The 22,532-nt window shown below is 63.6% G+C and carries 20 protein-coding genes and 1 pseudogene; 8 read left to right on the top strand and 13 right to left on the bottom strand.

What is annotated here, in order from left to right; genetic code table 11:
- Positions 1-101: 101 nt before the first annotated feature.
- The gene (locus tag RAD16_RS35005; RefSeq protein WP_458162405.1) at positions 102-863 is read right to left on the bottom strand and encodes an ABC transporter permease; all 762 of its coding nucleotides are present in this window, start codon (positions 861-863) and stop codon (positions 102-104) included.
- Positions 860-1,783 (bottom strand): ABC transporter ATP-binding protein, encoded by a 924-nt coding sequence (locus RAD16_RS35000; protein ID WP_458162404.1) that lies wholly within the window; start codon positions 1,781-1,783, stop codon positions 860-862. Before RAD16_RS35000 ends, RAD16_RS35005 begins: the two co-directional genes overlap by 4 nt.
- Positions 1,784-2,072: 289 nt before the next feature.
- Between RAD16_RS35000 and RAD16_RS34995 the strand changes: the two genes are divergently transcribed.
- A complete protein-coding gene (locus tag RAD16_RS34995; protein ID WP_458162403.1) occupies positions 2,073-2,789 on the top strand; it encodes a hypothetical protein in 717 nt (238 codons plus the stop codon).
- 23 nt (positions 2,790-2,812) lie between these two features.
- Here RAD16_RS34995 and RAD16_RS34990 read toward each other — a convergent pair whose 3' ends face one another.
- Together RAD16_RS34990 and RAD16_RS34985 are read right to left on the bottom strand one after the other, a co-directional pair.
- Positions 2,813-3,991: a cytochrome P450 gene (locus RAD16_RS34990; RefSeq protein ID WP_458162402.1), complete on the bottom strand. Its 1,179-nt coding sequence runs from the start codon at positions 3,989-3,991 to the stop codon at positions 2,813-2,815.
- Positions 3,992-4,007: 16 nt separating this feature from the next.
- Entirely contained in the window at positions 4,008-5,216 is a 1,209-nt protein-coding gene (locus RAD16_RS34985; RefSeq protein ID WP_458162401.1) for an ABC transporter substrate-binding protein, read from the bottom strand.
- Positions 5,217-5,329: 113 nt separating this feature from the next.
- Between RAD16_RS34985 and RAD16_RS34980 the strand changes: the two genes are divergently transcribed.
- The gene (locus RAD16_RS34980) at positions 5,330-5,809 is read left to right on the top strand and encodes a MarR family winged helix-turn-helix transcriptional regulator (RefSeq protein WP_458162400.1); all 480 of its coding nucleotides are present in this window, start codon (positions 5,330-5,332) and stop codon (positions 5,807-5,809) included.
- 19 nt (positions 5,810-5,828) lie between these two features.
- Here RAD16_RS34980 and RAD16_RS34975 read toward each other — a convergent pair whose 3' ends face one another.
- Positions 5,829-6,680, bottom strand: a complete 852-nt coding sequence (locus tag RAD16_RS34975) for an alpha/beta fold hydrolase (protein ID WP_458162399.1) — start codon at positions 6,678-6,680, stop codon at positions 5,829-5,831.
- Between the two features lie 140 nt (positions 6,681-6,820).
- On the opposite strand from RAD16_RS34975, the gene RAD16_RS34970 reads away from it, so the two are divergent.
- Positions 6,821-7,441, top strand: a complete 621-nt coding sequence (locus RAD16_RS34970) for a CGNR zinc finger domain-containing protein (RefSeq protein ID WP_458162398.1) — start codon at positions 6,821-6,823, stop codon at positions 7,439-7,441.
- A 215-nt stretch (positions 7,442-7,656) separates the two neighbouring features.
- On the opposite strand, the gene RAD16_RS34965 is transcribed toward RAD16_RS34970, so the two are convergent.
- The 5 genes from RAD16_RS34965 to RAD16_RS34945 form a co-directional block, all read right to left on the bottom strand.
- Positions 7,657-8,133 (bottom strand): MarR family winged helix-turn-helix transcriptional regulator, encoded by a 477-nt coding sequence (locus tag RAD16_RS34965; RefSeq protein WP_458162397.1) that lies wholly within the window; start codon positions 8,131-8,133, stop codon positions 7,657-7,659.
- Between the two features lie 68 nt (positions 8,134-8,201).
- Entirely contained in the window at positions 8,202-8,915 is a 714-nt protein-coding gene (locus tag RAD16_RS34960; protein WP_458162396.1) for an SDR family oxidoreductase, read from the bottom strand.
- 63 nt (positions 8,916-8,978) lie between these two features.
- Positions 8,979-9,353: a hypothetical protein gene (locus tag RAD16_RS34955; RefSeq protein WP_458162395.1), complete on the bottom strand. Its 375-nt coding sequence runs from the start codon at positions 9,351-9,353 to the stop codon at positions 8,979-8,981.
- 30 nt (positions 9,354-9,383) lie between these two features.
- Complete coding sequence (locus RAD16_RS34950; RefSeq protein ID WP_458162394.1) at positions 9,384-10,265, bottom strand: NmrA family NAD(P)-binding protein; 882 nt, start codon at positions 10,263-10,265, stop codon at positions 9,384-9,386.
- 235 nt (positions 10,266-10,500) lie between these two features.
- Positions 10,501-11,178 (bottom strand): TetR/AcrR family transcriptional regulator, encoded by a 678-nt coding sequence (locus tag RAD16_RS34945; protein ID WP_458162393.1) that lies wholly within the window; start codon positions 11,176-11,178, stop codon positions 10,501-10,503.
- A 171-nt stretch (positions 11,179-11,349) separates the two neighbouring features.
- Here RAD16_RS34945 and RAD16_RS34940 point away from each other — a divergent pair.
- From RAD16_RS34940 to RAD16_RS34930, 3 genes and pseudogenes are all read left to right on the top strand, one after another.
- Positions 11,350-12,209 (top strand): annotated as a pseudogene (locus RAD16_RS34940) (DUF3313 domain-containing protein).
- Between the two features lie 58 nt (positions 12,210-12,267).
- Positions 12,268-12,522, top strand: a complete 255-nt coding sequence (locus RAD16_RS34935) for a hypothetical protein (RefSeq protein ID WP_458162392.1) — start codon at positions 12,268-12,270, stop codon at positions 12,520-12,522.
- A 540-nt stretch (positions 12,523-13,062) separates the two neighbouring features.
- On the top strand, positions 13,063-14,016 hold the full coding sequence (locus tag RAD16_RS34930; RefSeq protein WP_458162391.1) for a LysM peptidoglycan-binding domain-containing protein: 954 nt from the start codon (positions 13,063-13,065) through the stop codon (positions 14,014-14,016).
- A gap of 38 nt (positions 14,017-14,054) precedes the next feature.
- Here RAD16_RS34930 and RAD16_RS34925 read toward each other — a convergent pair whose 3' ends face one another.
- Positions 14,055-18,149: a VCBS domain-containing protein gene (locus tag RAD16_RS34925; RefSeq protein WP_458162390.1), complete on the bottom strand. Its 4,095-nt coding sequence runs from the start codon at positions 18,147-18,149 to the stop codon at positions 14,055-14,057.
- A 359-nt stretch (positions 18,150-18,508) separates the two neighbouring features.
- On the opposite strand from RAD16_RS34925, the gene RAD16_RS34920 reads away from it, so the two are divergent.
- Together RAD16_RS34920 and RAD16_RS34915 are read left to right on the top strand one after the other, a co-directional pair.
- Positions 18,509-19,159 carry a FecR family protein gene (locus tag RAD16_RS34920; protein WP_458162389.1) on the top strand — a complete coding sequence of 217 codons (651 nt, stop codon included), beginning with the start codon at positions 18,509-18,511 and terminating at the stop codon, positions 19,157-19,159.
- A 66-nt stretch (positions 19,160-19,225) separates the two neighbouring features.
- Positions 19,226-20,071, top strand: a complete 846-nt coding sequence (locus RAD16_RS34915; protein ID WP_458162388.1) for a tetratricopeptide repeat protein — start codon at positions 19,226-19,228, stop codon at positions 20,069-20,071.
- Between the two features lie 42 nt (positions 20,072-20,113).
- On the opposite strand, the gene RAD16_RS34910 is transcribed toward RAD16_RS34915, so the two are convergent.
- Positions 20,114-21,187: a tartrate dehydrogenase gene (locus tag RAD16_RS34910; RefSeq protein ID WP_458162387.1), complete on the bottom strand. Its 1,074-nt coding sequence runs from the start codon at positions 21,185-21,187 to the stop codon at positions 20,114-20,116.
- A gap of 21 nt (positions 21,188-21,208) precedes the next feature.
- Positions 21,209-22,507, bottom strand: coding sequence for an MFS transporter (locus tag RAD16_RS34905; protein ID WP_458162386.1), 1,299 nt, complete (start codon positions 22,505-22,507; stop codon positions 21,209-21,211).
- Positions 22,508-22,532: the final 25 nt, after the last annotated feature.

Below are 22,532 nucleotides of genomic sequence, written 5' to 3'. Positions count from 1 at the left end.
GCCGTAGCCCGGATGGAGCGAAGCGCAATCCGGGGGCGCTCGAGCCTGACGTGACGCCGGTCCCGGATTGCGCTTCGCTCCATCCGGGCTACGGGAGCCAGTTAGTTCTTCAGCCGATACCCGGTCCGGAAAATCCACCAGATCACGGCGAGACAGATCAACAGGAATGCCACCGTCATGCTGATGCTCACGGACACGCTGACATCCGCGATCTCGTAAAAGCTCCAGCGGAAGCCCGAGATCAGATAAACGACCGGGTTGAGCAGCGCGACCGTGTGCCAGGCGGGCGGCAGCATGTCGATCGAATAGAAGCTGCCGCCGAGGAAGGTCAGCGGCGTCACCACCAGCATCGGGATCATCTGCAGCTTTTCGAAGCCGTCGGCCCAGATGCCGATGATGAAACCGAACAGGCTGAACGTCACCGCCGTCAGCACCAGGAAGGTCAGCATCCAGACCGGATGGTGGATATGCAGCGGCACGAACAGGCCGGCCGTGGCCAGAATGATCAGGCCCAGGATGATCGACTTGGTCGCGGCGGCGCCGACATAGCCGAGCACGATCTCGAAGTAGGAAATCGGCGCCGACAGGATCTCGTAGATCGTGCCGGTGAATTTCGGGAAGTAGATGCCGAACGAGGCGTTGGCGATGCTCTGCGTCAGCACCGAGAGCATGATCAGGCCCGGCACGATGAAGGTGCCGTAGCTGACGCCCTCGACCTCGCTGATGCGCGAGCCGATCGCGGCACCGAACACCACGAAATAGAGCGAGGTCGAAACGACAGGCGAGACGATGCTTTGCAGCACCGTACGCCAGGTGCGCGCCATTTCGAACAGATAGATGGCGCGGATGGCACGGTGATTCATGACGTCCTCACGAGGTCGACGAAGATGTCCTCGAGCGACGACTGCGTCGTGTCGAGATCGTTGAAGCGGATGCCGGCGGTGCGCAGGTCGCTGAGCAGGCTGGTGATGCCAGTGCGCTCGCCCTTGGTGTCGTAGTCGTAGACCAGCGTCGCGCCGTTATCGCAGAGGTCGAGCTCGTATTGGGCGAGACTCTCCGGCAGCGCCGTGACCTTGCCCTGCAGGTGCAGCGTCAGCCGCTTCTTGCCGAGCTTCTGCATCAAGGTCGCCTTGTCCTCGACCAGCACGATCTCGCCCTTGTTGATGACGCCGATGCGGTCGGCCATCTCCTCGGCTTCCTCGATGTAGTGCGTGGTGAGGATAATGGTGACGCCGGATTGCTGGAGGGTGCGCACAACCTCCCACATGCCCTTGCGCAGCTCGACGTCGACGCCGGCGGTGGGCTCGTCCAGGAACAGGACCTGCGGCTCGTGCGAGAGCGCCTTTGCGATCATCACGCGGCGCTTCATGCCGCCGGAGAGCGTGATGATCTTGTTGTCCTTCTTGTCCCAGAGCGAGAGGTCCTTGAGCACCTTCTCAATGTGCGCAGGATTCTTCGGCTTGCCGAACAGGCCGCGGGAGAAGCTCACCGTGGCCCAGACGCTCTCGAAGGCGTCGGTGTGCAATTCCTGCGGCACGAGGCCGATCTGCGAGCGCGCCTTGCGGTAGGAGGTCTGGATGTTCTCGCCGCCGACGAGGACGCGACCCTCGCTCGGGTTGGCGATGCCGCAGATGATCGAGATCAGCGTGGTCTTGCCGGCGCCGTTCGGCCCGAGCAGCGCAAAGATCTCGCCGCGCTTGATGTCGAGATTGACGTTCTTGAGCGCCTTGAAGCCGGACCCATAGGTCTTCGACAGATTGGCGACGGAAATGATGGATGACATGATGGCCGCAGGGCTGAAGGGCAAAAACTGGGGAAGGGGAGGCTGGAACCGGCCCGGGAGGGGCGGCAGCGGAGCCCTGAGATAGGAATGGCCTTGCCCGGCCGCAATTGGCCGGAGAAAAATGGTCTCAAAACAGGCCCTTCGGTGGCAGGTTTCGGGCAGGTGTTGCGCGATGGTCACGGCTTGCTGCTAAGATTGCCACTCACGCGCCTCTTTGTTGCGTCCGCGAGCGGGCCGTGGCTACGATTCCGGCCAATCGCAAAGCGTATTGTCCCCAGGGAAAACATCGATGAGACCGAACGGCCGTCACACCGCCGGCGCCAGCCAATTGTCCGCCCTCCGCGTGTGGGCGATGGGCCTGCTCCTGCTGTCAGCTGTTGCCATCAGCCCGACCGCCGCCAAGGCGGCGCCGAGCCAGGCTGCGGCCGCGACCACGCATGTCTATCTGCTCCGCGGCGTGCTCAACATCTTCTCGCTCGGCCTCGACACGATCGGCGCCCGGCTCGAAGCGCAGGGCATTCCGGTGACCGTTGCAAACTTCGTGTCCTGGTCCTCGCTCGCCGATGAAGCCGCCACCAACTACCGGGCCGGCCGCGTCAAGACCATCATCCTGGTCGGCCATTCGTCGGGCGCGACTGCGCTGCCCGACATGATCGCCAAGCTCAACCAGCTCGGCGTGCCCGTGAAGCTCGCGATCGGCCTCGATTCCGTGTTCAAGACCAAGCTCTCGACCGGCGCCGAGCGCTACATCAACATCTATATCGGCGACGGTCCCGGCGAGCCGGTTCGCGCTGCCGCCGGCCTGCGCGGCAAGCTCGACAATGTCGACGTCCGCGGCACCGGCGTCGGCCACATCTCGATCGACAAGAACGAGGCGATCCAGCGCCGCGTCATCGGCGAGATCGACGCCGCGATCATGCGCTCCCGCGCCCCGGCTCCGGTCGCCGAACCCGGCGCACCGCGGCCCGCACGCGCCGCCGCCGCGACGGCTCCGGCCAGGAACTGAGGGCGCCGTCCGGCTCGCGGCGGTTAGGCGGCCGTGACCCGGACCGGCATGCTCTGCAGCCCGCGCAGGGAATTGTTGAGCCTGCGCTTCGGCTCCGCGGTGAGCTCAATGGTCTTTACGCGCCTTGCGAGCTCGCTGAAGATCAATTCGCCTTCCAGCCGCGCGATCATCTGGCCAACGCAGGCGTGGATGCCGGCGCCGAAGCCGACATGTCCTGTGGCAACCCGCTCGACGTCGAACCGATCGGGCCCGTCCCATCGCACGGGATCTCGGTTGGCGGAGGCCATGAAAAGCAGCACCTTGCGATGCGCCGGAATCACGCCGCCGCCGATCTCGACGTCGCGTGAGGTGGTGCGGAAGAACGTCTGCACCGGTGAATCGTAGCGCAACCCTTCCTCGAAGGCATTGCGCGCCAGCTCCGGCTTGTGGTGGAGCTTGCGGTATTGATCCGGATGTGAGGCAAGCGCGAGCAGGGTGTTGCCGATGCCGTTGACGGTGGTGTCGATGCCGGCGGTGAGGAACGGCCGCACCAGGTGCGTTGCCTCGTGCTCGGTGATCTCACCGTCGTCGGCGGCCTGGTAGATCATCATGCCGAGCCCGTCGGGCTGCAACGCGTCGCGCGCGCAACATTCCATGATCCAGCCCTGCGCCGCGAGACCCGCCTTGCGCGACGCGGCCAGCATCTCGTTCTCCGGACCGAAGCTGTCGAACACGAACGTGCTCCAGGCCAGCAGCTTCTCGCGGCCGTCCGGCCGGATGCCGATCGCATCCGGAAACACCTTCATCGGAAAGGCTTCGGCAAGGTCGGCAACGGCATCGAAGCTGCCTTTGTCGATCAGCTCGGAGACCTTCTTCTCCGCCTCCCGCTGGAACGTCTCGCGCAGCTTCCTTGCAACGCCCGGAGACAGCGTGCGGCCGAGCACCCGGCGGCCCTTGTCGTGGTCGGGCGGATCGATCTGGAGCGTCAGCGGTTTTGGCAAGGCCGGGTTCATCCCGTGGAGGCCGACGCCCTCGCCACTGATGAACGTCTTCCAGTCCTTCAGCGCCGGCTCGACCTCGGCATAGCCTGCCATCGCCCACACGCCGTAGCGCTCCAGCTCGAACACGGGCGCGAGCGCGCGCAGCGCTTCATAGGCAGGATAAGGGTCCATCAGGAAGTCGGGCGCAAACGGATCGGCCGGACTGGATGCAATGCCGCTCATGCTCCGCTCCGATCCGCTATTGCTTCGTGAGCGGGCACTGGCCGTCGCTCTCGGAACGAAACGCGTCCTCGCCCTTGATCGTGGCGACGACCTTCAGCAGATCCCAGGCCGAGGTCGATTCCTCGGGCGACTTGACCTGCAACAGGTAGAGCGGGTGGATCTTGCGCCCGTCCTTGCGGATATAACCCTTGCCGAACAGCGCATCGTCGGTTGGCATCTCCTTCATTGCGGCGACGACCGCCTTGCCGTCCTTGGCACTGCCGACCTTGTCGACCGCCTTGAGGTAGTGAATGACCGAGGCATAGACGCCGGCCTGCATGTCGTTCGGATAGGCTTTCGACGGGATGCGTTCGGCGAAGCGTTTGGCGAAAGCGCGCGTGGCGTCGTTCAGGTCCCAGTAGAACGGGTTCATGATCTGCGCGCCCTGCGCAAACTTCAGGCCGAGCGCGGGAAGCCCGTTCATGCCGAGGATCAGTCCGACCAGCTTGTGGTCCTTGGTCAGCCCGAACTCGGCGGCCTGCTTCATCGACGTGATGGTGTCGTCGCCGGCATTGGCGAAGCCGACGACGTTGGCGCCCGACGCCTGGGCCTGGAGCAGGAACGAGGCATAGTCGGCCGTTCCCAGCGGATGCCGCACGCTGCCGAGCACCTCGCCGCCGGACGCCTTCACGGCCTCCGCGGCCTGCTTCTCCAGATCATGACCGAAGGCGTAGTCGGCGGTGATGAAGAACCACTTCTTACCGCCCTGCTGCACGATCGCCTTGCCGAGGCCGCGCCCATAGGCATAGGTGTCGTAGGTCCAGTGCACGGTGTTCGGCGTGCACTTCTCGCCGGTGAGGAGCACCGTGCCGGCGCCTGACCCGACGAAGACCTTGTTCTTTTCGGCGCTCATGCCGGCGACGGCGAGCGCGATCGACGAGTTCGGAATGTCGAAGATCGCATCGACGCCGTCGTTCTCGTACCAGCGCCGGGCGATGCCGATCCCGATATCGGTCTTGTTCTGGTGATCGGCGGCGACGACCTCGACCGGCTTGCCACCGGCCTTTCCGCCGTAATCCTCGATGGCCATCTTGGCGGCGACCACCGAGCCGATGCCCTGATAGCTCGCGAACGGACCCGACTGGTCGTTCAGGATTCCGATCTTCACGACGTCCTGCGCGGCCGCCGGCGCGGCGGCCAGCATCGCGGCCAGGATGCACAATTTATGCAGGAATTTGCTGTTCATTGTCTCCCTCCGATGGGCGGGCGGTCTTGGTGCCGCTAGATAATAGTTATATTTTATAGCTATTTTTGAGAGTGTCAATTCGGCCGATTTTCGGCCTCCGAAGCGTGAGGATCATGAGGGCGAAAACCGCAAGACCCGGAGCAAAGTCCGGAGAGACGCCGGAGACATCGCTGGACCTGCGCGCGCTGCAGCGGACGCCCGGTTTCATGCTGCGGCTTGCGCAGCTCAAATTCTTCGAGGGCTTCTACGAGGAGTTTGCTGCGCTCGGCCTGACGCCCGCGACCTACGCGATCTTCGTCGTCATTCGCGACAATCCCGGCGTGCCGCCGAGCAGCCTTGCCGGCGTGCTGCGGCTGCGCCTGCCGAACCTGATCAAGATCCTGAACGAGCTGGAATCGTCCGGCTTCATCAAGCGCAACCGCTCAAAAGCGGACCGCCGCGCCGTCGAGCTGCTGCTCACGCCGAAGGGCGCCAAGCTCATCGCCGAAGGGGCAAGACTGACGGAGCCGTATAATCAGAAAATGCTGGCGCCGCTCAACGAGGCCGAGCAGCGCAGCTTGCTTGAATTGCTGAACCGGATTCTGCCGCTCTAGGCAGCTCCGCAGCTTCCCATCAGGTCAGGAACGCACGAATGCTGTCGGCGATCTCCCGCGCGTGCGTTTCCAGCGCGAAATGGCCGGTGTCGAAAAACTGAACCACGGCGTTGGGATTATCGCGCTTGAACGCTTCGGCGCCGGGCGGAATGAAGAACGGATCGTTCTTGCCCCAGACCGCCAGGAACGGCGGCCTGTGCGTGCGGAAATAGTTCTGGAATGACGGATAGAGCGCGACGTTGTTCTTGTAGTCTCCGAACAGGTCGAGCTGCACGTCGTCGGAGCCCGGCCTTACGAGATAAAAATTGTCGAGGTTCTGGCCGTCCGGCGACACCAAGGTGGGATCGGGGACGCCATGCGTGTATTGCCAGCGCGTTGCCTCCGGCGTGAGGAAGCCGCGCAATGCGTCGCGATTGGCGGGGGAGGGGTCCTGCCAATAAGCCTTGATCGGAGTCCAGCCGTCGCTGAGGCCGTCCTCATAGGCGTTGCCGTTCTGCGAGATGATGGCGGTGATCCGCTCGGGATGATTCAGTGCGAGCCGGAAGCCGGTCGGCGCGCCATAGTCGAAGACGTAGACGGCGAAGCGATCGAAACCGATCACCTCGGTGAAGCGCTCGATGACATGCGCGACGTTGTCGAAGGTGTAGCGGAAGCTTTCGCGCGGCGGCATGTCGGACTGGCCGAAGCCCGGCAGGTCCGGTGCGACGATGTGAAACTTGTCGGCGAGCAGCGGGATCAGTTCGCGGAACATGTGGCCGGCGCTCGGGAAGCCGTGCAGGAGCAGAACCTTCGGTGCGCCCCTGGGGCCGGCCTCCCGATAGAACACCTTGAAGCCATCGACGCCTGAGGTGCGATAGGTGGTCGGGGACATGGCCGTCTCCATTGCTGATAGTAACCTTTAAATGCGCTATAAGAAGGTTACGTAGATGACACGTAACTTGTCAATAGGCATTTTAGTGGTTACTAAGGCCGTGTCTCATCCAGACGGCCAAAGCCCACTCAGGATCGCGCATGGACCGCCCGCCTGCCATGTTCATCGCCGACACGCTCGGCCTCGATTTTCTCAACTCGGTGGCGACGCCGGTCGATACGCCCGTCGATTGGCTCGACGATGGCGATGGCCTGCTCGACTGGCTGGCGCAGGCCAAGCTCGTCCCCACCGAAGAGTTGGACGCGCTGAAGGCGCGGGCAAAACCGGGTGAGCTCGACAAGGTCGCGGGCGAAGCGCGCGCGCTGCGCGAATGGTTCAGGGGATTTGTTCGCAAGCATGCGGGCCGGCCGCTTGGCCCGGCCGCTCTGCAGGAGCTCGGTCCGCTGAACGATCTCCTGGAGCAGGACGAAGTGTTCAGCCGGATCGAGCCGCGGTCCGACGACAGCCATCATGGCCTTGCGCTGCGGACGATGCGGCGCTGGCCATCATCCCGATCCCTGCTGCTGCCGATCGGCGAGGCGATGGCGAAGTTCGTCTGCGAGGAAGACTTTTCCGACGTGAAGGCGTGCGAGGGCCATCACTGCACGATGCTGTTCGCCGACCACACGCGAAGGCGCGCGCGGCGATGGTGCATCATGGCGGTCTGTGGCAATCGCGCCAAGCAGGCCGCCCATCGCAGCCGGCTCAAGAGCAGGCAGTGAAACTCAACAAGGCGAGACCCGGGCCATGGCCCGGGTCTCTGTCTAAATCGCGCAACATCAGGTCGCTTTACGCAACATCAGCGAGCTCGTCACGGCGGGGATAGTGTAACCACGCTCATTGCCGCCGTAGAACGTGTCGCGGTCGTGCGCCGATCCAGACCGAGGTGACGGCCTCGGTCGGCACCGCCGTGCTCTCTGCGATCGGATGGCGGCGCTCAGTCCTCGGATGAGTCTGCCTTCATGTCGCCGACGACCATGTCTCGCAGGGCGCCCCGCAGCGCGGCGACATTTTTCGCGCCGTTCAGCTGCTCAAATTCGCGCTGGGCGCCCTGCCAAAGCGGCGCGGCCTTGTCGTGAAGACGCCGCCCGGCATCGGTGAGCTCGATGAGGCGGCTTCTTCCATCGGTAGGCGAGGGCCGGATTCGGACCAGGCCGTCCCGCTCCAGAAAGCCGACCATCTTGCCCATTGCGGTACGCTCGATGTCGAGCTGCTCGGCGAGCGCATTGACGGCCGCGCTGCCGAGCTCGTTCAGCGCCGCCAAGGTGAGGAACTGCGTGATGCGCAGGCCCACCGGCTCGAGATGGGCATCGTAGAAACGCGAGATCTGACGGTTGGCCTTCCTCATCGCGGAGCAGTTGCATTGATCGATTCCCAAAGGCTTGTTCACCCGCAACATCTCCTTGTCCTTCATGTCCGTCGAAGGCCCGCGCCGCGAATATAGGCGCGGCGCGGGCGCAGCGATATTCTCAAAACCCTTTCTTAAAGCCCTTGCGGCGGGGTGATATAGCCGGGCTCTTCGGCCGCAAGCGTATGCTTCAGCACTGCCGTTCCCTTGTCGGCCATCACCTCGCTCTTGCCGGAGGCGAGGGCGTCATAGGTCTGGCTCACCACGTCTGCGGGGCTCGCTTTCGGCACGTCAATGCCGTTGGTCAGGTCGGTGTCCACGAACCCGACATGCAGGCCGAGAACCTGGACGCCGCGCTCGCGCAAATGAAAGCGAAGCTGGTTGGTATAGCTCCATGCTGCCGCCTTCGACGCCGCGTAGGGCGTCAAAATCGGCCGAGGCAGCCAGACGATGTCGGAGAGCACGTTGATGATGGCGGCGTTCGGCTTGGTCGACAAGATCGGCTCGAAGGCCTGTGTGACGCGCACGACACCGTAATAATTGGTATCGAACATGCGGGCCGATTGTGCCGCGACGTCGGCCGACAGCGGGCCGTCGATCAGGGCGGCGATGCCGGCATTGTTGATCAGCACCGTCGTGTCGGCCGCCAACGCGGCGGCAGCAGTGATCGATCCCGGATCGGTGACGTCGATCTTGACCGGGATGATGCCGGGCTCGTTGAAGCCGTCCGTCTTGCGCATACCTGCGTAGACTTTCGCGGCGCCGCGGCGGCGTGCCTCGCGCGCAAATGCCAGTCCCAGGCCGCGATTGGCACCGGTGATGAAGACGGTTGCGTTCTTGATGTCCATGACGGTCTACCTTTCCAGATTCCGGGGCCAGGAGGCCTGTTCGTGCCGCTGGCTCATTTCAGTTCAGAGAAAAAGACGTTCGGGGAGTTGTTTCGAAAGCCGTTCGCGCAGGCCGGCGGCGAGAGACAGCACTGCGCCGAGCGGGCTCATCCGCACGCTGACCCGCGGCACCGATCCGTCGGGATTGTGGTCGACGATGACGGCCGCACTCAGCGTCTCTCCGCCGGTGAGAACGGCCTCGTATTCGAGAAACAGTCGCGAGCCGACGCTCTGAAGAAATTTCGGCGTTTGCGACGCGTAGAAGGTTCCGACGGCGTCGACCACGCGGCGGATGTCGTCGCGTCCGGTGACGGGACCGCGCAGCACGGAGCTGACCAGCTCGGCATCAGCAGTCAGGTCGTCCAGAAACGGGTGACGCTCGGTTTGTTGGTGGGACATCTTCAAACCCCAGGTTCGCTTTGATCGTGCTCAGGCAAACATGGCGCGGTTCTGCGCGATGAATTGTCGGACCGAGAGCGGCGGCGTTCCCGTGATCTTTTCGACGGCGTCGTTTGTGCCTGCGAAAATGCCGTCGCGATAATTCTGGGCGACTTCGACCAGGTGCTGCACCAGGAATGGAGGAAACTTGTAGACCTTCTCCATCTTCTCCTTGAACACCGCGATCGATGCCGGCGCGTATTCGATCTTGCTGCCGAGCACTTCGCTCATCTCAGCGGCGATCTCGGTGTGATTCATCTCCACCGGGCCGTGCAGCGGATAGATCTTGCCTTCGTGACCTTGCGGCTTGGCCAGGAGGTGGGCGATGACACGGCCCTGATCATCACTGGCGATTGGCGCGTGGCGTCCGTTCTCAAACGGAAATTCGATCTTCTTCCTGGCCCAGATCTCCTTGCCGAAATGCGGGTAGACCAGCCAATCGGCAAAGAAGGTGGGACGCAGATGCGTGGTCGCGACACCTGACCAGTCGAACACCCGCTCCGAAACCCAGTGGTCCTGCGCCGCATGGCTTGCCGATTCCCGGCGGGCCGAAATTTGCGACATGTTGACGATCGCGCTGACGCCGGCCTCTTTCGCGGCCTGGGCGAAATAGGCGGCCGCGCCGATGATGCCCGGCGCGATCGGATGAAGGAAATAGGCCGATTGGATGCCCTCCATGGCCGCGCGAATGGCGTCGATATCGGTGAAATCGCCGACGGCGATGTCGACGCCGCGTTGCCTCAGCGCAGCCGCCCGCTCGCCGTCCGAGCGCACATAGGCGCGCACCTTCTTGTCCATCTTGAGCAGCTCGTCGACGGCGGCTCCCCCGGTTCGTCCAGTCGCACCGCTGACCAGAATGGTTGCTTCGCTCATGACACCGCTCCTTTGTATATGAGAGCATATGCTCCTATATGAGTGAACATAGGTGCATATGCTCCTAGGTCAATGCCTTTCTGTTGACCCCCGGAGCGGGGCCGTTCAAATCGCCGTGTGGTCGCTACGCAGGTGCCGCCATCCATGACGACGCGGCTGGCCGTCGCAATCGCGCCCGCTCAGAGATGGCAGCCCGCGCCTGACGCGAAGATCGCCGGCCACGGGCGCGGGCCCCTTATCGCTTCCTGACCAGCTTGAGCGGACGATTGGTCCGTTTGCTGCGCGGCTTGCTTGCGGTGCTCTGCGCCTCGGGGGGCCTCAGGAAGCGGGCGAGCATCGTTCTCAGGTGCTCCGCGCTCTGCTTGATATCCAGCTTGGGATTGCGGATCGGCAGCGCGCGGGATCCGTCGATGAGGGCGATCAGGATGTTCGCCGTCGCATCCGGATCGAGTCCTGGATCCACCCGTCCCTGCTCCTGCGCATGGCGCAGGAAGTCGCTCCACATGCGGCGGACCGATGCGGTGTGCCGCTCGATGATCTTGGCGAAGTCCGGATTGCGGGCGGCTTCGGCAAGGCCATCCAGATTGAGAAGCTGGGCGGGGCGAAACCGCAGACTGTTGTCCTCGATATCGGCGAGCAGTGCCTCCATCACGTCGTCCGCCGCGAGAATCCTTTCGAACCGCTCCGCCGCATGCACAAGACCCATATCGATCATCGCCTCGATGATCGCCTCCTTGCTCGGAAAGTAGTGATAGAGGTGGCCGGGACTGATGCCGGCCTCGGTGCAGATGTCCGTCGTGCTGGCGCCGCGGAAGCCGTCCCTGATGAAGCAGCGGATCGCCGCGCCGAGGATCTCTTGGCGCTTCTGCTCATGCTTGACGGGATCGACTTTCCTCAAACCAGACATCTCCATTCACATTCGCCCCGTTTAGCACGAGGTTCCGCCACGAGAAAATCCGAATTAGAGAGTTCCATCTATTTATGTTGACGGGTCATGTGGGGCGTGAGAGTGATTATTAGAGCGATTTCTCTAATAAGCCGTCGATGCGGGAATGGGGCCATGCGCTTGCCACGGACGGCCCTGATGAGTGTCGCGCTGGCTCTCGGGGGCTGCGCGGCCGCGCCGCTCGAACGGGCCGGCTCGCTCAGGAGCTACGACCGGATGTCGGACGCGAACGGGCTGGTGACGCGATCGCAGATCCGGGTGAACAAGAAGGATTTGCTGGCGGCGAAGACGATCCGGATCGCATCGACCGTCTTTCCCGCGCGCCCCGGCATTGCGTTCAATGACAAGGAGCGCCGCCTGGTCGCCAATGCCGTCAGCCGCGAACTGTGTCTGCGCTTGAGCGAGCGCTTCCGCATCGTTGCCTCCGATGACGACGCCGATCTCACGGTGCAGGCGACCGTGACGCATGCCACGCCGAGACTGCCGCCGGCGCGTCGAAAGCCCTGTCGATTGCCAAGACTGTCGCGCTTCCCGGCGTGCCCGTGCCGGTGCCGCGGCTCCCGGTCGGGCTCGGCAGCCTGTCGGTCGAAGCGGAAGCGCGCGACTTCGCCGGATTTCAGAAGGCGGCCATGGTGTGGGCGCGCAGTGCCAACTCGATCTCGAACTCCGGTCGGGTCTCCAACGAAGGCGATGCCTACGATCTCGCCGCCGATTTCGGTGCGGACTTCGCCAAGCTGGTCAGCACAGGTGAATCGCCCTTCGGCGGCGTTCCTGCGCTACCTCCGATGGACAGCATTCCCGTGCGCCTTGGTGGTGCGCCCAAATACGTCGCGTGCGAGGCGTTCGGACGCTTTCCCGGCCTGACTGGCCTTGCAGGGCAGGGGCTCGGCCTGCCGCCGGCCTGGACGGATTCCGGCGCCAAGGAGAGTCTGGCCAACACTCCACCCCCGGCATCACCGCCCCCAGCGCCGAGCCCAGAGCAGGCGCTGACGCAGTGATGCGACTGCGCGCCGATATCCCAGCTCGACATTTGAGTAGCCGATCAGAGTAGCCGACATGCTGACATCAGGAATGACACGCCCCTCCCAGCGCGCGTTGCGCCAAGGCGCAATGCGCCGCGATGCGACGGCGAGGAGCATCCCTCTGTTCGCGGCCGATGAAGCCTGGAGCCGCACGGTTGCGGATCGGCGCACAGCTGGCGAGACGGATGATCGGGACGCGCTGCTGGAGCCCGGCTTCTGGATGACGGCCCTGGTCGCGTTCCTGCCCACCGTCGCGGGCTGCCTTTATCTCTTCCTGACCCAGGGATGAGGCGCTCGGCGCCGAGGGCAAGCGATGTCTCCACGATATGAGTTGGCGCGGCGCGACCGGCGAAGGTCCGCCTTCGGCCGCCGGCCACTGGCGGCCTTGTCTACCGTCCTGACGCTGCTGCTTGCGGGATGCGCAACGACCCCGAATCCGCCTCCCGCCTATCAGCCTCCGCGTGCGCCGGGCGCCAAGGCGGTGCAGGAGGGCGTCAGGAAAGGCGCCGCCGAAGCCAAGCTGACCGGGGGACTCGAGACAACCGCGGTCCGACGAACCGACCACGGGCCGGGATTGTATTTCGTCTGCCTGAGGCAGCGGGGCCCGTCAGCCGGCAGATCGCCCGCTTATTCGGTCTTTTTCGACAGTGACGCCTACAAGGGGATCGAAATTTCGGTGATTGTAGATGCCTGCGAGGCCCAGCCATGGGTTCCGTTCAATTGATGCACCAGACGTCACGGCCCCGGTTCCGTGCCCCAAAATCCACCCAATCGGTGGTCACTAAGCCCAGGGGAGGCGGCGGCCTCCCGTGGTGGGATTTCTGAACTGATGATTGATTTGAGGCGGCTCGTCGTGCTGGCAGCGGTTGCGCTGCTCGCCTTGAGCACCGGCACGGCCGTTGCGTCGCCTGCCAATGCGTTACCTGCCAAGTCGAAGCGCTCCGCGGTGACGACCCCTGCGCCGCCGCCGCCCGCGCCCGTCGAGCCGCTGCCGCCGCCAAAGATCTACCTGTTCCGCGGCGCCATGGGGCCGATCTTCTCGACCGGCATGGACCGGCTCAGTGAAAAGCTGACGCAGGCCGGCTTCTCCGCCGACGTCTATGAATTCACCATCTGCCGGCTGATCGGCAACCGTGCCATCGCCAGCTACAAGGAAAGCCCGGCGCCGATCGTGCTGATCGGCCATTCCATGGGCGGGCTGTGCTCGGTCGTCATCTCCGAGATGGCGGCCAAGGAGAACATTCCGATCAGCCTCGTCATCGCCATCGATTCCGCGCATGCGACCGGCGACGTGCCGCTCAATGTCGAGCGCTTCATCAACATCTTCCTCTCCGACAGCGTGCTCGGCGGCGGCGATGTCGTGGCCGTGCCCGGCTATCGCGGCCACTACGCGAGCTATGATCTGAAGGAAAACAGCCGCGTCTCGCACATCAACATCGAGAAGTCCGACGACATCCACCGTCAGATCGTCGAGATGGTGACGCAGCTGCCGCGTATCCAGCCGCAGACCCAGGCCGATACCGTGCCGCTGCGCTACCTGGTGCCCGGGGATACGCTGGTCGAATTATGGGACAGCGGCGTGCGGGTGCCGGTGCGCCGCGGCGACACCATGGAGAGCATCGCGGCAGCCAATCGCGTGCCGCTGTGGACGATCGCGCAGAGCAACTCGCTGGCCGAGAACGCACCGCTCACGCCCGGCCAGACCATCATCGTCCCACGCCATCTGATGCCGCCCGAGCCGGCCGCTGCCATGGCAACGCCGCCGGCGGCGGGCCGGCGGTAGTATCGCCGCGGATCCGGAGCTTCCACAGCGGACCAACCTCACACGATGAGATCGTGCTGCAGGGGATGGTTGACGTGTCCGTTGTGAGCGCCATTGTCCATATGCCAAGCCTCGATCATTGGCGCCGCGTCAGCATGTCCCTTGTGCTCTCCCTTGGCCTCTCTCGCATGTCCGTGCTGATCGAGCGGTGATGGAAAATCGCCTTCGGCGGTGATGCTCGATTTGTCGTGACCCGGATTCAGAAATTTAAAAGAATCGCCTGCTGCGTGCGGATTTGCTTCCGAACCGGACGCGCCGTCAGCCTTGGAATGCGGCTGAGTATGAAGCGCGCCGGGCCCCGCAGCCTCGTCATGACGGTGTCCGGTTGCTTGAGGCAGGTGCGAATGATCGTTGCCGCCGTTCTCGGGCTTATTCGCCGGGCTGGCGTCAAGCGGCCCCCCTGTATCGGCGGCGCTCGCATCGCCAGGAGCCTCGGCAGCCTTGCCATTGTCGGCGGGTTGGTCAGATGCAAAGAGAAAGCCATCCGGCGTGCTGACCGGAATTGCCGGTCCCGAATGACTTTCGGTTGCGGTGCTAACCGGACTGATCGACTTCGATTGGCTGCTGTCGCCCTTTCCAATTTGCTCAAAGACAAAATCGAAGCTCGCCAATGGCGAAACACTTGCCACTTCCACGGGGCTCGGTGCCGCAGTCCCCGCCGGATCAGAAGAGCTGGGATGGTCGCTCCACCCGGTCCGGCTTTGACCGGCATCGAGGCTATGGCTCAATTCGGCCGCTTGAGCCGCGGAGATCTGACCGACGGGAAGGGTCTCAGCCGTCGTGTCAGTCGAGAGGCTGGACGTGCTGGCCGCGACGACGATGGTGTCGCTTTGTGTCGCCGTAGTCGGGTCGATCGCGTCAGTCATGGCCGCCGCCGGTGCGGCGGGCGGTGCGACGAGGAAATCCGACGAGTCGATGCTTGCGATGCCCTGTAGATGGATTTCCACCAGGCTGGAATCACCGATCTGAAGGGGCTGGTTGGTCGGATTGACATAGACGACGCTCTCATTGGCCGAGCTGTCGTACAGCCAGGCGATGGTATGCGCCGGCACAGACGTGTTTGCGGAGTTCAGGGTCAGGATCGCAAATCCGAGCGTGCCGAGCGCCGTCAGATCGATCTTGTCGCATCCCGACGCGAAATCATTGATGGTGTCGAACCGGCCCGCTCTGGAATCGACCGCGGACAGATAAACGAAGACGTCCTTGCCGTTGCCGCCGGTGAGCTTGTCCGCACCGAACCCGCCGATGATGGTGTCGTCGCCGTTGCAGCCGTCGATCGTGTCTCGCCCCGAGCCGCCGTAGATGACGTCGTCTCCGTTGTTGCCCTTGATCGTATCGTTGCCCGAGCCGCCGAAGATGGTGTCACACACACCGGTGCCGTTGAGGGTGTCGTCGCCGGCGCCGCCGTAAACGATCTGGGCGATATTGCCGCCACCTGCGATGCTATCGTGTCCGGGGGTCCCGTAGACGAACGGAGGATCCGATACCACGGTCATCCCTGTGGCCAGATTGTCGAAGTCGTTGGGGTCGCCGTCGCTGGCGCCATGGATTGAGATCGTCACCTCTTGCTTGGTGCCGTCGATGCTCGTCACCGTGAAATGATCGGTGAGCCTGTCGCCGGCATCGAGGGCGTTTACCACGCTGTTGCAGTTGTCGAGCGTATAGGTCCATACGCCGGCGGCCGTCATCGTGAAGGTACCGTAGCCGCAGTCGCTTGCAGTCGGACAGGTCACGGCGGTGAAGCTGTTGGCCGGATTGTCGACGTCGGTATCGGTGAGCGTGCCGGTCGCGACTGGCTTGCCAGGTGAAATTCCGCCTGCCTCGAGCACCGAGCCCATCGTGGTGCCGGAAATGACGGCGGCGTCATTCGTGCCGATGATCGTGATGGTCACCACCTGCGGCGTACCGTCGACGGTCGTCACGGTGAATGTGTCGGTCAGCGTGTCGCCGACATTGAGCGCCTGCACGGCGCTGTTGCCGTTGTCGAGCGTGTAGGCCCACGTGCCAAGCGCCGTCATCGTGAAGGTGCCGAAGCCGGCTGCGCTCGGCTTTGGCGAGCTCACCGCTGCGAAGGCGTTTGGCGGATTGTCTGGGTCGGTGTCGGTCAGCGTACCTGTCGCGACCGGCGTCCCGGGCTTCCCGTTGGCGCAGCCCCCGGCCTCGATCACCAAGCCCGTCGTCTGACCGGAAATGACAGCCGCATCGTTGCTGCCATTGATGGTGATCGTCACCACCTGTGGGGTGCCATCGATCGTGGTCACCGTGAAGCTGTCGGTCAGCGTCTGGCCGTCGTTGAGCGCCTGTACCTTGGCGTTGGCATTGTCGAGTGCGTAGGTCCACACGCCGGCGGTTGTCATCGTAAAGCTGCCGTAGCCGCTCGCGCTCGCCGTCGGCAAGCCGGTCGCCACGAAGGTGTTGGCTGGATTGTCGACGTCCACATCGGCAAGCATGCCCGTCGCGATCGACGTACCGGGCGACGCGGTGCTGCTTTCGACAACCGAGCCGGCCGCGGTGCCGGAGACGATGGCGGCGTCGTTGCTGCCATGGATGGTGATCGTGACGACTTGAGGGGTGCCGTCGACGCTAGTCACCGTCAAGGTGTCGGTCAGGGTGTCGCCGACATTGAGGGCCTGGACCGCCTGATTGGTGTTGTCGAGCATATAGGTCCACACGCCGGCTGCTGTGATCGTGAAGAAGCCGTAGCCGTCCGTGCTTCTGGTCGGCAAACTGACCGCCGTGAACGTATTGGGCGGGTTGTCGACGTCCGCATCCGCGAGCGTGCCGGTTGCCGTTGGTGTGCCAGGCGCCGCATTGGCGGCGCCGCCTGCCTCCGCCACCGTGGCATTGACGTCGCCCGAGATGATAGCCGCATCGTTGGCACCGTCGATGCCGATCGTGAAGACCTGACTCGTCGTGCGCGAGCCGTCCGAGACTGTGATGAGGAAGCTTGTCGTCGTCGGCGACTGCAGGGCGTTGATTGCGTCGTTGTTCGGAACGAAAGCGTAGGCGCCGGACGTGCTATTCAAGAACAGAGTGCCGAAGGGGCCCGTCTGCGAAACATTGTAGGTCACTCCATTCAGTGTCGTGCTGCCGGACGTTCCTCCACTGAGGCCGAAGGTCAGGATGACGCCGGTCTCGGGACTGCTGGCCGCGAAAGTGCCGCTCGTCGTGGTGAACTCGTCGAAATGGATCGTGTCGACTTCGACCGGTCCGGCTTGCACGTCCAGCGACGGCGGCGAATGTATGATGATGGGAACCGGGATCTCGAACGGCGGCAGAGGCGGAAGCACGCCTTGCTGCGTGGTCGAGTCATGCGGGGTAAAATTGATATGCTCCAGCGAAAGTGGGTCGCCGAAAGAGGGGGTGCTCGATCCTGTTGGACCATGCGTGAGATTGGCGAGCACGTCCTGTTGCGCCGTCTGCAATTCCTCCATTCGCGCAGCGCTATTGGCGATCTGGCTGACGTTGACCGAGGAGCCGATCCTGTTCAGAACGACGGTCTCGCCGGGATCTTCGACGATGATGTGTCGCGGTACCGCTTCCTTGGTGATGAGCTCGAAGGAGCCGTGCTGAAGGTCCTTGTAATCGATCTTGTCGTCATCCAGGAATGTGGCGTCGGGGTCCGTGGCGTGTGCGTCCGGCATCATCGAGAAAGTCAGCGCGGCAAGCGTCAATATTCCGAACCCGCTCGAATAGGAGCGGCCGCGAAGGCTCCCCATCGGCGTGTCGACCGTCAGGGTGCCGCAATTGCCCAGCCGGCCGGCTGCGAAAGAAAAGCTTCCTCGGGTCACCGCAAGCACGATCGAGCGCACCGTGCCGTTGGAATCGTAGACGTATTCACTCAGCTCGATCCGAGCTCTGCTGGCGATCTTGAAGACGGTGCCGTCGACGAGCAGAATTCCGACCTGTCCGTCAGCGGCAGTCTCGATTGTGTCACCACGACAGACAGGGTCGCTAACGCTGACTTGTGTTGCCGCGGAGTTGTCTCGCGCGAGAGTTGCGTAACCGATCGCCGTCTGAACGATGCCGATGATGTGGGGAGGCGGGATCGCGACGGCCTCATCCGTGAGTTCCACGCCGGATGCAACGATCATGGTTTGGCCTCGCCGGCTGGACAATTCAGGCTCAGCGTGGTGCCGTAGTCTTTTTGTTGGTTTTGCCTACGCCACGGAATAAAGTATTCTGGCGTCGGCTCATTGGGCCCTGCACGCCGAAAACGTTTTGATGAAGCAACTCGATCTCTGCGGGCCAGCAAAGAGCATGGCCCCTTCCTGCGAGCTTAAGCGTCCCGGCGCGAAGATGGAAGGCGCAAACGGAGTACTCCATTTGTAGGCTGGTCCATAGGACCGCTCAAGGTGGTAGATTCGACGAAGCACGACGTGCGGGCGCCGCCAAGATTCAAAGAGCCCGTTAAGCGGCCACGCGAACGAGATCTTCTCGGAGAGGGCGGGTCATGCGCAGACAGACGATTGCAGCTTTCGTGACCGGTGTCGTTTGGGCATTTGCAAGTACCTTCTCTGGGCCCGCGCAAGCGCAAGTCAATCCTGCGAAGCCCGCCGTCCAGGATGTTGCGCCAAAACCCATCGGTAAGGTCATCGGCGTTACGGGCGCGGTCACGATCGAGCACAAGGGTGCGGTCGTGGTCCAGGCGAACCTTGGCGATCAGGCCGCCCAATCCAAGGTTGGCGATGTCGTATATCTGGGCGACGTGGTGCGAACCGAGGTCGACAGCCGGGTCAGCATCAACTTCATCGATGGCTCGTCGTTCAATCTGTCCAGCAACGCTCGCATGACGTTGGACGAGTATGTGTACGAGCCGGAGGGGAAGACGAATGCGACGTTTTTCAGTCTGACCAAGGGAACGGCCACGTTTGTTGCCGGCAAGGTCGCCAAGACCGGCGACATGAAGGTCGATACGCCCGTCGCAACCATGGGGATCCGAGGCACCACGCCGCACATCGAAATCTCGGATGATGGTTCCACCAGATTCGCCACTCTCATCGAAGAGGGCAAGAGCAACGCGCTGAAGAAGCGTGCAGCCGCCACGCCGGCTCAGCCCGCAGAGGCAGCCAATCCGAAGCTGACCATCTGCCGAGGATGCTGAAGAGGATGCTGAAGCGAACTTGCGATGCTTCATCCATTTGCAGCGGGGTCTGATCCGGACATGAACATGAGGGTCGCTCTCATCGACGGCGCGGCGACCATCCTCGTGTTGCTGTTGCTCGGCCAACCGGCAGCGGCGGGACAACCGCAGAGAAACAGCAATCTCAAGAGCATCGAACTGTGCCACGGTGCGGACGTTCCGCCTCAAGTCAGGATCGCCGGCTGCACGGCGCTCATCAGTTCGGGTGAGGGCAATGCGGACGCACTGGCCGTCGCCTACAACAATCGTGGCAATGCTTACGTCGTGACCGCGGAGTACGACCGCGCGATCAAGGATTTCGATCAGGCGATCGAGCTCGCCTCAGGTTACGTCAAACCGGTCAACAACCGCGGCGTGGCCTATTTGAAGAAGGGGGCGTATGACGTCGCGGTGAAGGCTTTCGATGAGGCCATCAAGCTCAACCCCAATTATGGCGGTGCCTTCGTCAACCGAGCCGAAGCCTACCTTAAAATGAACGCGTACGAGCGCGCCGCGCACGACTTCGACGAGGCGATCCGTCTCGATCCGAATTCGAATCATGCCTGGAGGGGACGTTGCTGGATACGGGCCGTCCTCGGCAATCTCGAGGCCGGGCTCGACGACTGCAACAGGGCGCTCCAGTCGGGGTCGGACGATGCCGCGACCTACGACTCGCGAGCGCTGATCCATCTGAAGATGGGCCAACTCGCCGCGGCCATCGACGACTATAATTCGGCGTTGCGCGTCGAGCCGAAGCTGGCAAGCGCGCTTTATGGACGCGGACTTGCCAAGCTCAGGCAGGGTGACAAAGCCGGCGGCGACAGCGACATCTCGGCTGCGAGGATCATCGAGGCCAGGATCGGCGATGATTTCGTCCGCCATGGCGTGCAGTGAGGTCGGGCAAGAGATGTTCTCCTGCCCGCTCTCCTCCATCTGCTAGACGTTCGATCCGTGGATCGCGTCGATCACGGCGTCCGTGACTTCCTTCGTCGTCGCCTTGCCGCCGACATCGGGCGTCAGAACGCCTGCCGCGCAGACGCGCTCGACCGCTTTCATCAGCCGTGACGCTGCGTCCTTCTCGCCGAGATGCTCGAGCATCTGCGCGCCGGTCCAGAACGTTGCGACCGGGTTGGCGATGCCCTTGCCGGTGATGTCGAAAGCCGAGCCGTGGATCGGCTCGAACATCGAGGGGAAGCGGCGCTGCGGATCGATGTTGCCGGTCGGTGCCACGCCGAGGCTCCCGGCCAGCGCGCCGGCGAGGTCGGAGAGGATGTCGGCGTGGAGATTGGTCGCGACGATGGTGTCGAGGCTCTTCGGATGCAGCGTCATGCGCACCGTCATGGCGTCGACCAGCATCTTGTCCCAGGTCACGTCGGGGAATTCGGTCGCAACCTCGGCGGCGATCTCGTCCCACATCACCATGCCGTGGCGCTGTGCGTTCGACTTGGTCACGACGGTCAGGAATTTGCGCGGCCGCGACTGCGCGAGCTGGAACGCATAGCGCATGATGCGGGTAACGCCGACGCGGGTGAAGACGGCGACTTCCGTGCCGACCTCTTCCGGCAGGCCCTTGTGCGCGCGGCCGCCCATGCCGGCATATTCGCCTTCCGAATTCTCGCGAACGATCACCCAGTCGAGATCGCCGACACCGACATTGCGCAGCGGCGAGGCGACGCCCGGCAGGATCTTGGTCGGCCGCACGTTGGCGTATTGGTCAAAACCCTGGCAGATCGGCAGGCGCAGACCCCACAGCGTGATGTGGTCGGGCACGTCAGGCGCGCCGACCGCGCCGAAATAGATCGCGTCGAACTTCTTCAACTCAGTGAGGCCATCCGCCGGCATCATCACGCCATGCTTCTTGTAATAGTCCGAGCCCCAGTCGAAGGTCTTGACGTTGAAGGCGAGGTCGCCGCTGCGTTTTGCGAGCGCCTCCAGCACGCGGACACCGGCCGAGATCACCTCGGGGCCGATGCCGTCGGCGGGAATGGCTGCGATCGAATGGGTGCGCATGGGAAGGCTCCGTTTGAGAGATCAGTGAGTTTGCGGGACGGGTTCGACGGGCGCAGTTTTCGCGCGCGACAACAGCAGGGTCAGGACCGCCGAGAGAACGAGCAGGCCGCTGACGAAATAGAGACCGCCGACGAAGCTGCCGGTCTGGTCCTTGATCCAGCCGATCATGGCGGGCCCGACGAAGCCGCCGAGATTTCCGATCGAGTTGATGGTGGCGATGCCGGCTGCGGCCGCGGGGCCGGACAGGAACAGCGTCGGCATGCTCCACAGGGGCGGCTTTGCGGAGGAGATGCCGATGTTGACCAGCGTCAGCGCCATCAGCACGGCGACGACACCGGTCGCTAGGCCGGCATAGGCGAGGCCCGCAGCCGCAATCAGGCAGGCCCACACGACGTGCCAGGTGCGCTCGCCGGTGCGGTCCGAATGCCGCGCCCACAGGATCATGGCGATGACGGCGGCGGTTGCCGGCAATGCGTTGAGGAAACCGACCTGGAGCGAGGACAGGCCGAACTGCTTGATGATCTGCGGCGCCCAGACGCCAAGCGTGTAGAGACCGGCCGAGGTGCCGAAATAGATCAGCGACAGCGCCAGCACGCGCGGATCGGCGAGCCCCCGCCAGATGCTGTGGCTCGCGGTCGCGGCCTTGCTGGTGGTCTCCACGTTCATGGTCTCGACCAGCCAGCGGCGCTCGTCATCAGTGAGCCATTTCGCCTTCTCGGGACGATCGGTCAAGAAGCCAAGCACGACGAAGCCGAGCACCACGGCCGGCAGCGCCTCGAGCACGAACAGCCATTGCCAGCCCTTGAAGCCGAGCAGGCCGTCCATCTCCAGCAGCGCGCCCGAGATCGGTGAGCCCAGCACGGTCGAGAGCGGCGCGGCCGCCATGAACAGCGCGGTGACGGCGGCGCGCTGGCGCGCCGGGAACCAGTAGGAGAGATAGAGGATGATGCCGGGAAAGAAGCCGGCTTCGGCGACGCCGAGCAGGAAGCGCAGGATGTAGAAGCTGGTCGCGCCCTGCACGAACGCCATCGCGGCCGAGACCATGCCCCAGGTGATCATCACCCGCGCGATCCAGATCCGCGCGCCGATCTTGTGCAGGATGATGTTGGAGGGCACCTCGAACAGGAAATAGCCCCAGAAGAAGATGCCGGCGCCGAAGCCGTAGACCGCGGGCGACAGGCCGATGTCCTTGTTCATCGTCAGCGAGGCAAAGCCGATGTTGACGCGGTCGATGAACGCCACGAAGTACAGCAGCATGATGAAGGGAACGATGCGCCAAGTGATCTTGCGCAGCACGCGCGTCTGAATCTCGCTCGCCACCTTGGCCTCCACAAGTTCCGGTTTG

It is taken from the genome of Bradyrhizobium sp. 18BD (assembly GCF_054185225.1).
The sequence above is the reverse complement of the archived record's forward strand: the minus strand, read 5'-3'. Positions and strand labels throughout refer to the sequence as shown.

Coding starts and splice junctions, on each gene's coding strand:
- RAD16_RS34930 (WP_458162391.1), top strand. CDS start 13,063: ATGATTGATTTGAGGCGGCTCGTCGTGCTGGCAGCGGTTGCGCTGCTC.
- RAD16_RS34950 (WP_458162394.1), bottom strand. CDS start 10,265: ATGAGCGAAGCAACCATTCTGGTCAGCGGTGCGACTGGACGAACCGGG.
- RAD16_RS34990 (WP_458162402.1), bottom strand. CDS start 3,991: ATGAGCGGCATTGCATCCAGTCCGGCCGATCCGTTTGCGCCCGACTTC.
- RAD16_RS34975 (WP_458162399.1), bottom strand. CDS start 6,680: ATGTCCCCGACCACCTATCGCACCTCAGGCGTCGATGGCTTCAAGGTG.
- RAD16_RS34995 (WP_458162403.1), top strand. CDS start 2,073: ATGAGACCGAACGGCCGTCACACCGCCGGCGCCAGCCAATTGTCCGCC.
- RAD16_RS34970 (WP_458162398.1), top strand. CDS start 6,821: ATGGACCGCCCGCCTGCCATGTTCATCGCCGACACGCTCGGCCTCGAT.
- RAD16_RS34985 (WP_458162401.1), bottom strand. CDS start 5,216: ATGAACAGCAAATTCCTGCATAAATTGTGCATCCTGGCCGCGATGCTG.
- RAD16_RS34945 (WP_458162393.1), bottom strand. CDS start 11,178: ATGGAGATGTCTGGTTTGAGGAAAGTCGATCCCGTCAAGCATGAGCAG.
- RAD16_RS34915 (WP_458162388.1), top strand. CDS start 19,226: ATGAGGGTCGCTCTCATCGACGGCGCGGCGACCATCCTCGTGTTGCTG.
- RAD16_RS34920 (WP_458162389.1), top strand. CDS start 18,509: ATGCGCAGACAGACGATTGCAGCTTTCGTGACCGGTGTCGTTTGGGCA.
- RAD16_RS34980 (WP_458162400.1), top strand. CDS start 5,330: ATGAGGGCGAAAACCGCAAGACCCGGAGCAAAGTCCGGAGAGACGCCG.
- RAD16_RS35000 (WP_458162404.1), bottom strand. CDS start 1,783: ATGTCATCCATCATTTCCGTCGCCAATCTGTCGAAGACCTATGGGTCC.
- RAD16_RS34965 (WP_458162397.1), bottom strand. CDS start 8,133: ATGAAGGACAAGGAGATGTTGCGGGTGAACAAGCCTTTGGGAATCGAT.
- RAD16_RS34925 (WP_458162390.1), bottom strand. CDS start 18,149: ATGATCGTTGCATCCGGCGTGGAACTCACGGATGAGGCCGTCGCGATC.
- RAD16_RS34955 (WP_458162395.1), bottom strand. CDS start 9,353: ATGTCCCACCAACAAACCGAGCGTCACCCGTTTCTGGACGACCTGACT.
- RAD16_RS34935 (WP_458162392.1), top strand. CDS start 12,268: ATGCTGACATCAGGAATGACACGCCCCTCCCAGCGCGCGTTGCGCCAA.
- RAD16_RS35005 (WP_458162405.1), bottom strand. CDS start 863: ATGAATCACCGTGCCATCCGCGCCATCTATCTGTTCGAAATGGCGCGC.
- RAD16_RS34910 (WP_458162387.1), bottom strand. CDS start 21,187: ATGCGCACCCATTCGATCGCAGCCATTCCCGCCGACGGCATCGGCCCC.
- RAD16_RS34960 (WP_458162396.1), bottom strand. CDS start 8,915: ATGGACATCAAGAACGCAACCGTCTTCATCACCGGTGCCAATCGCGGC.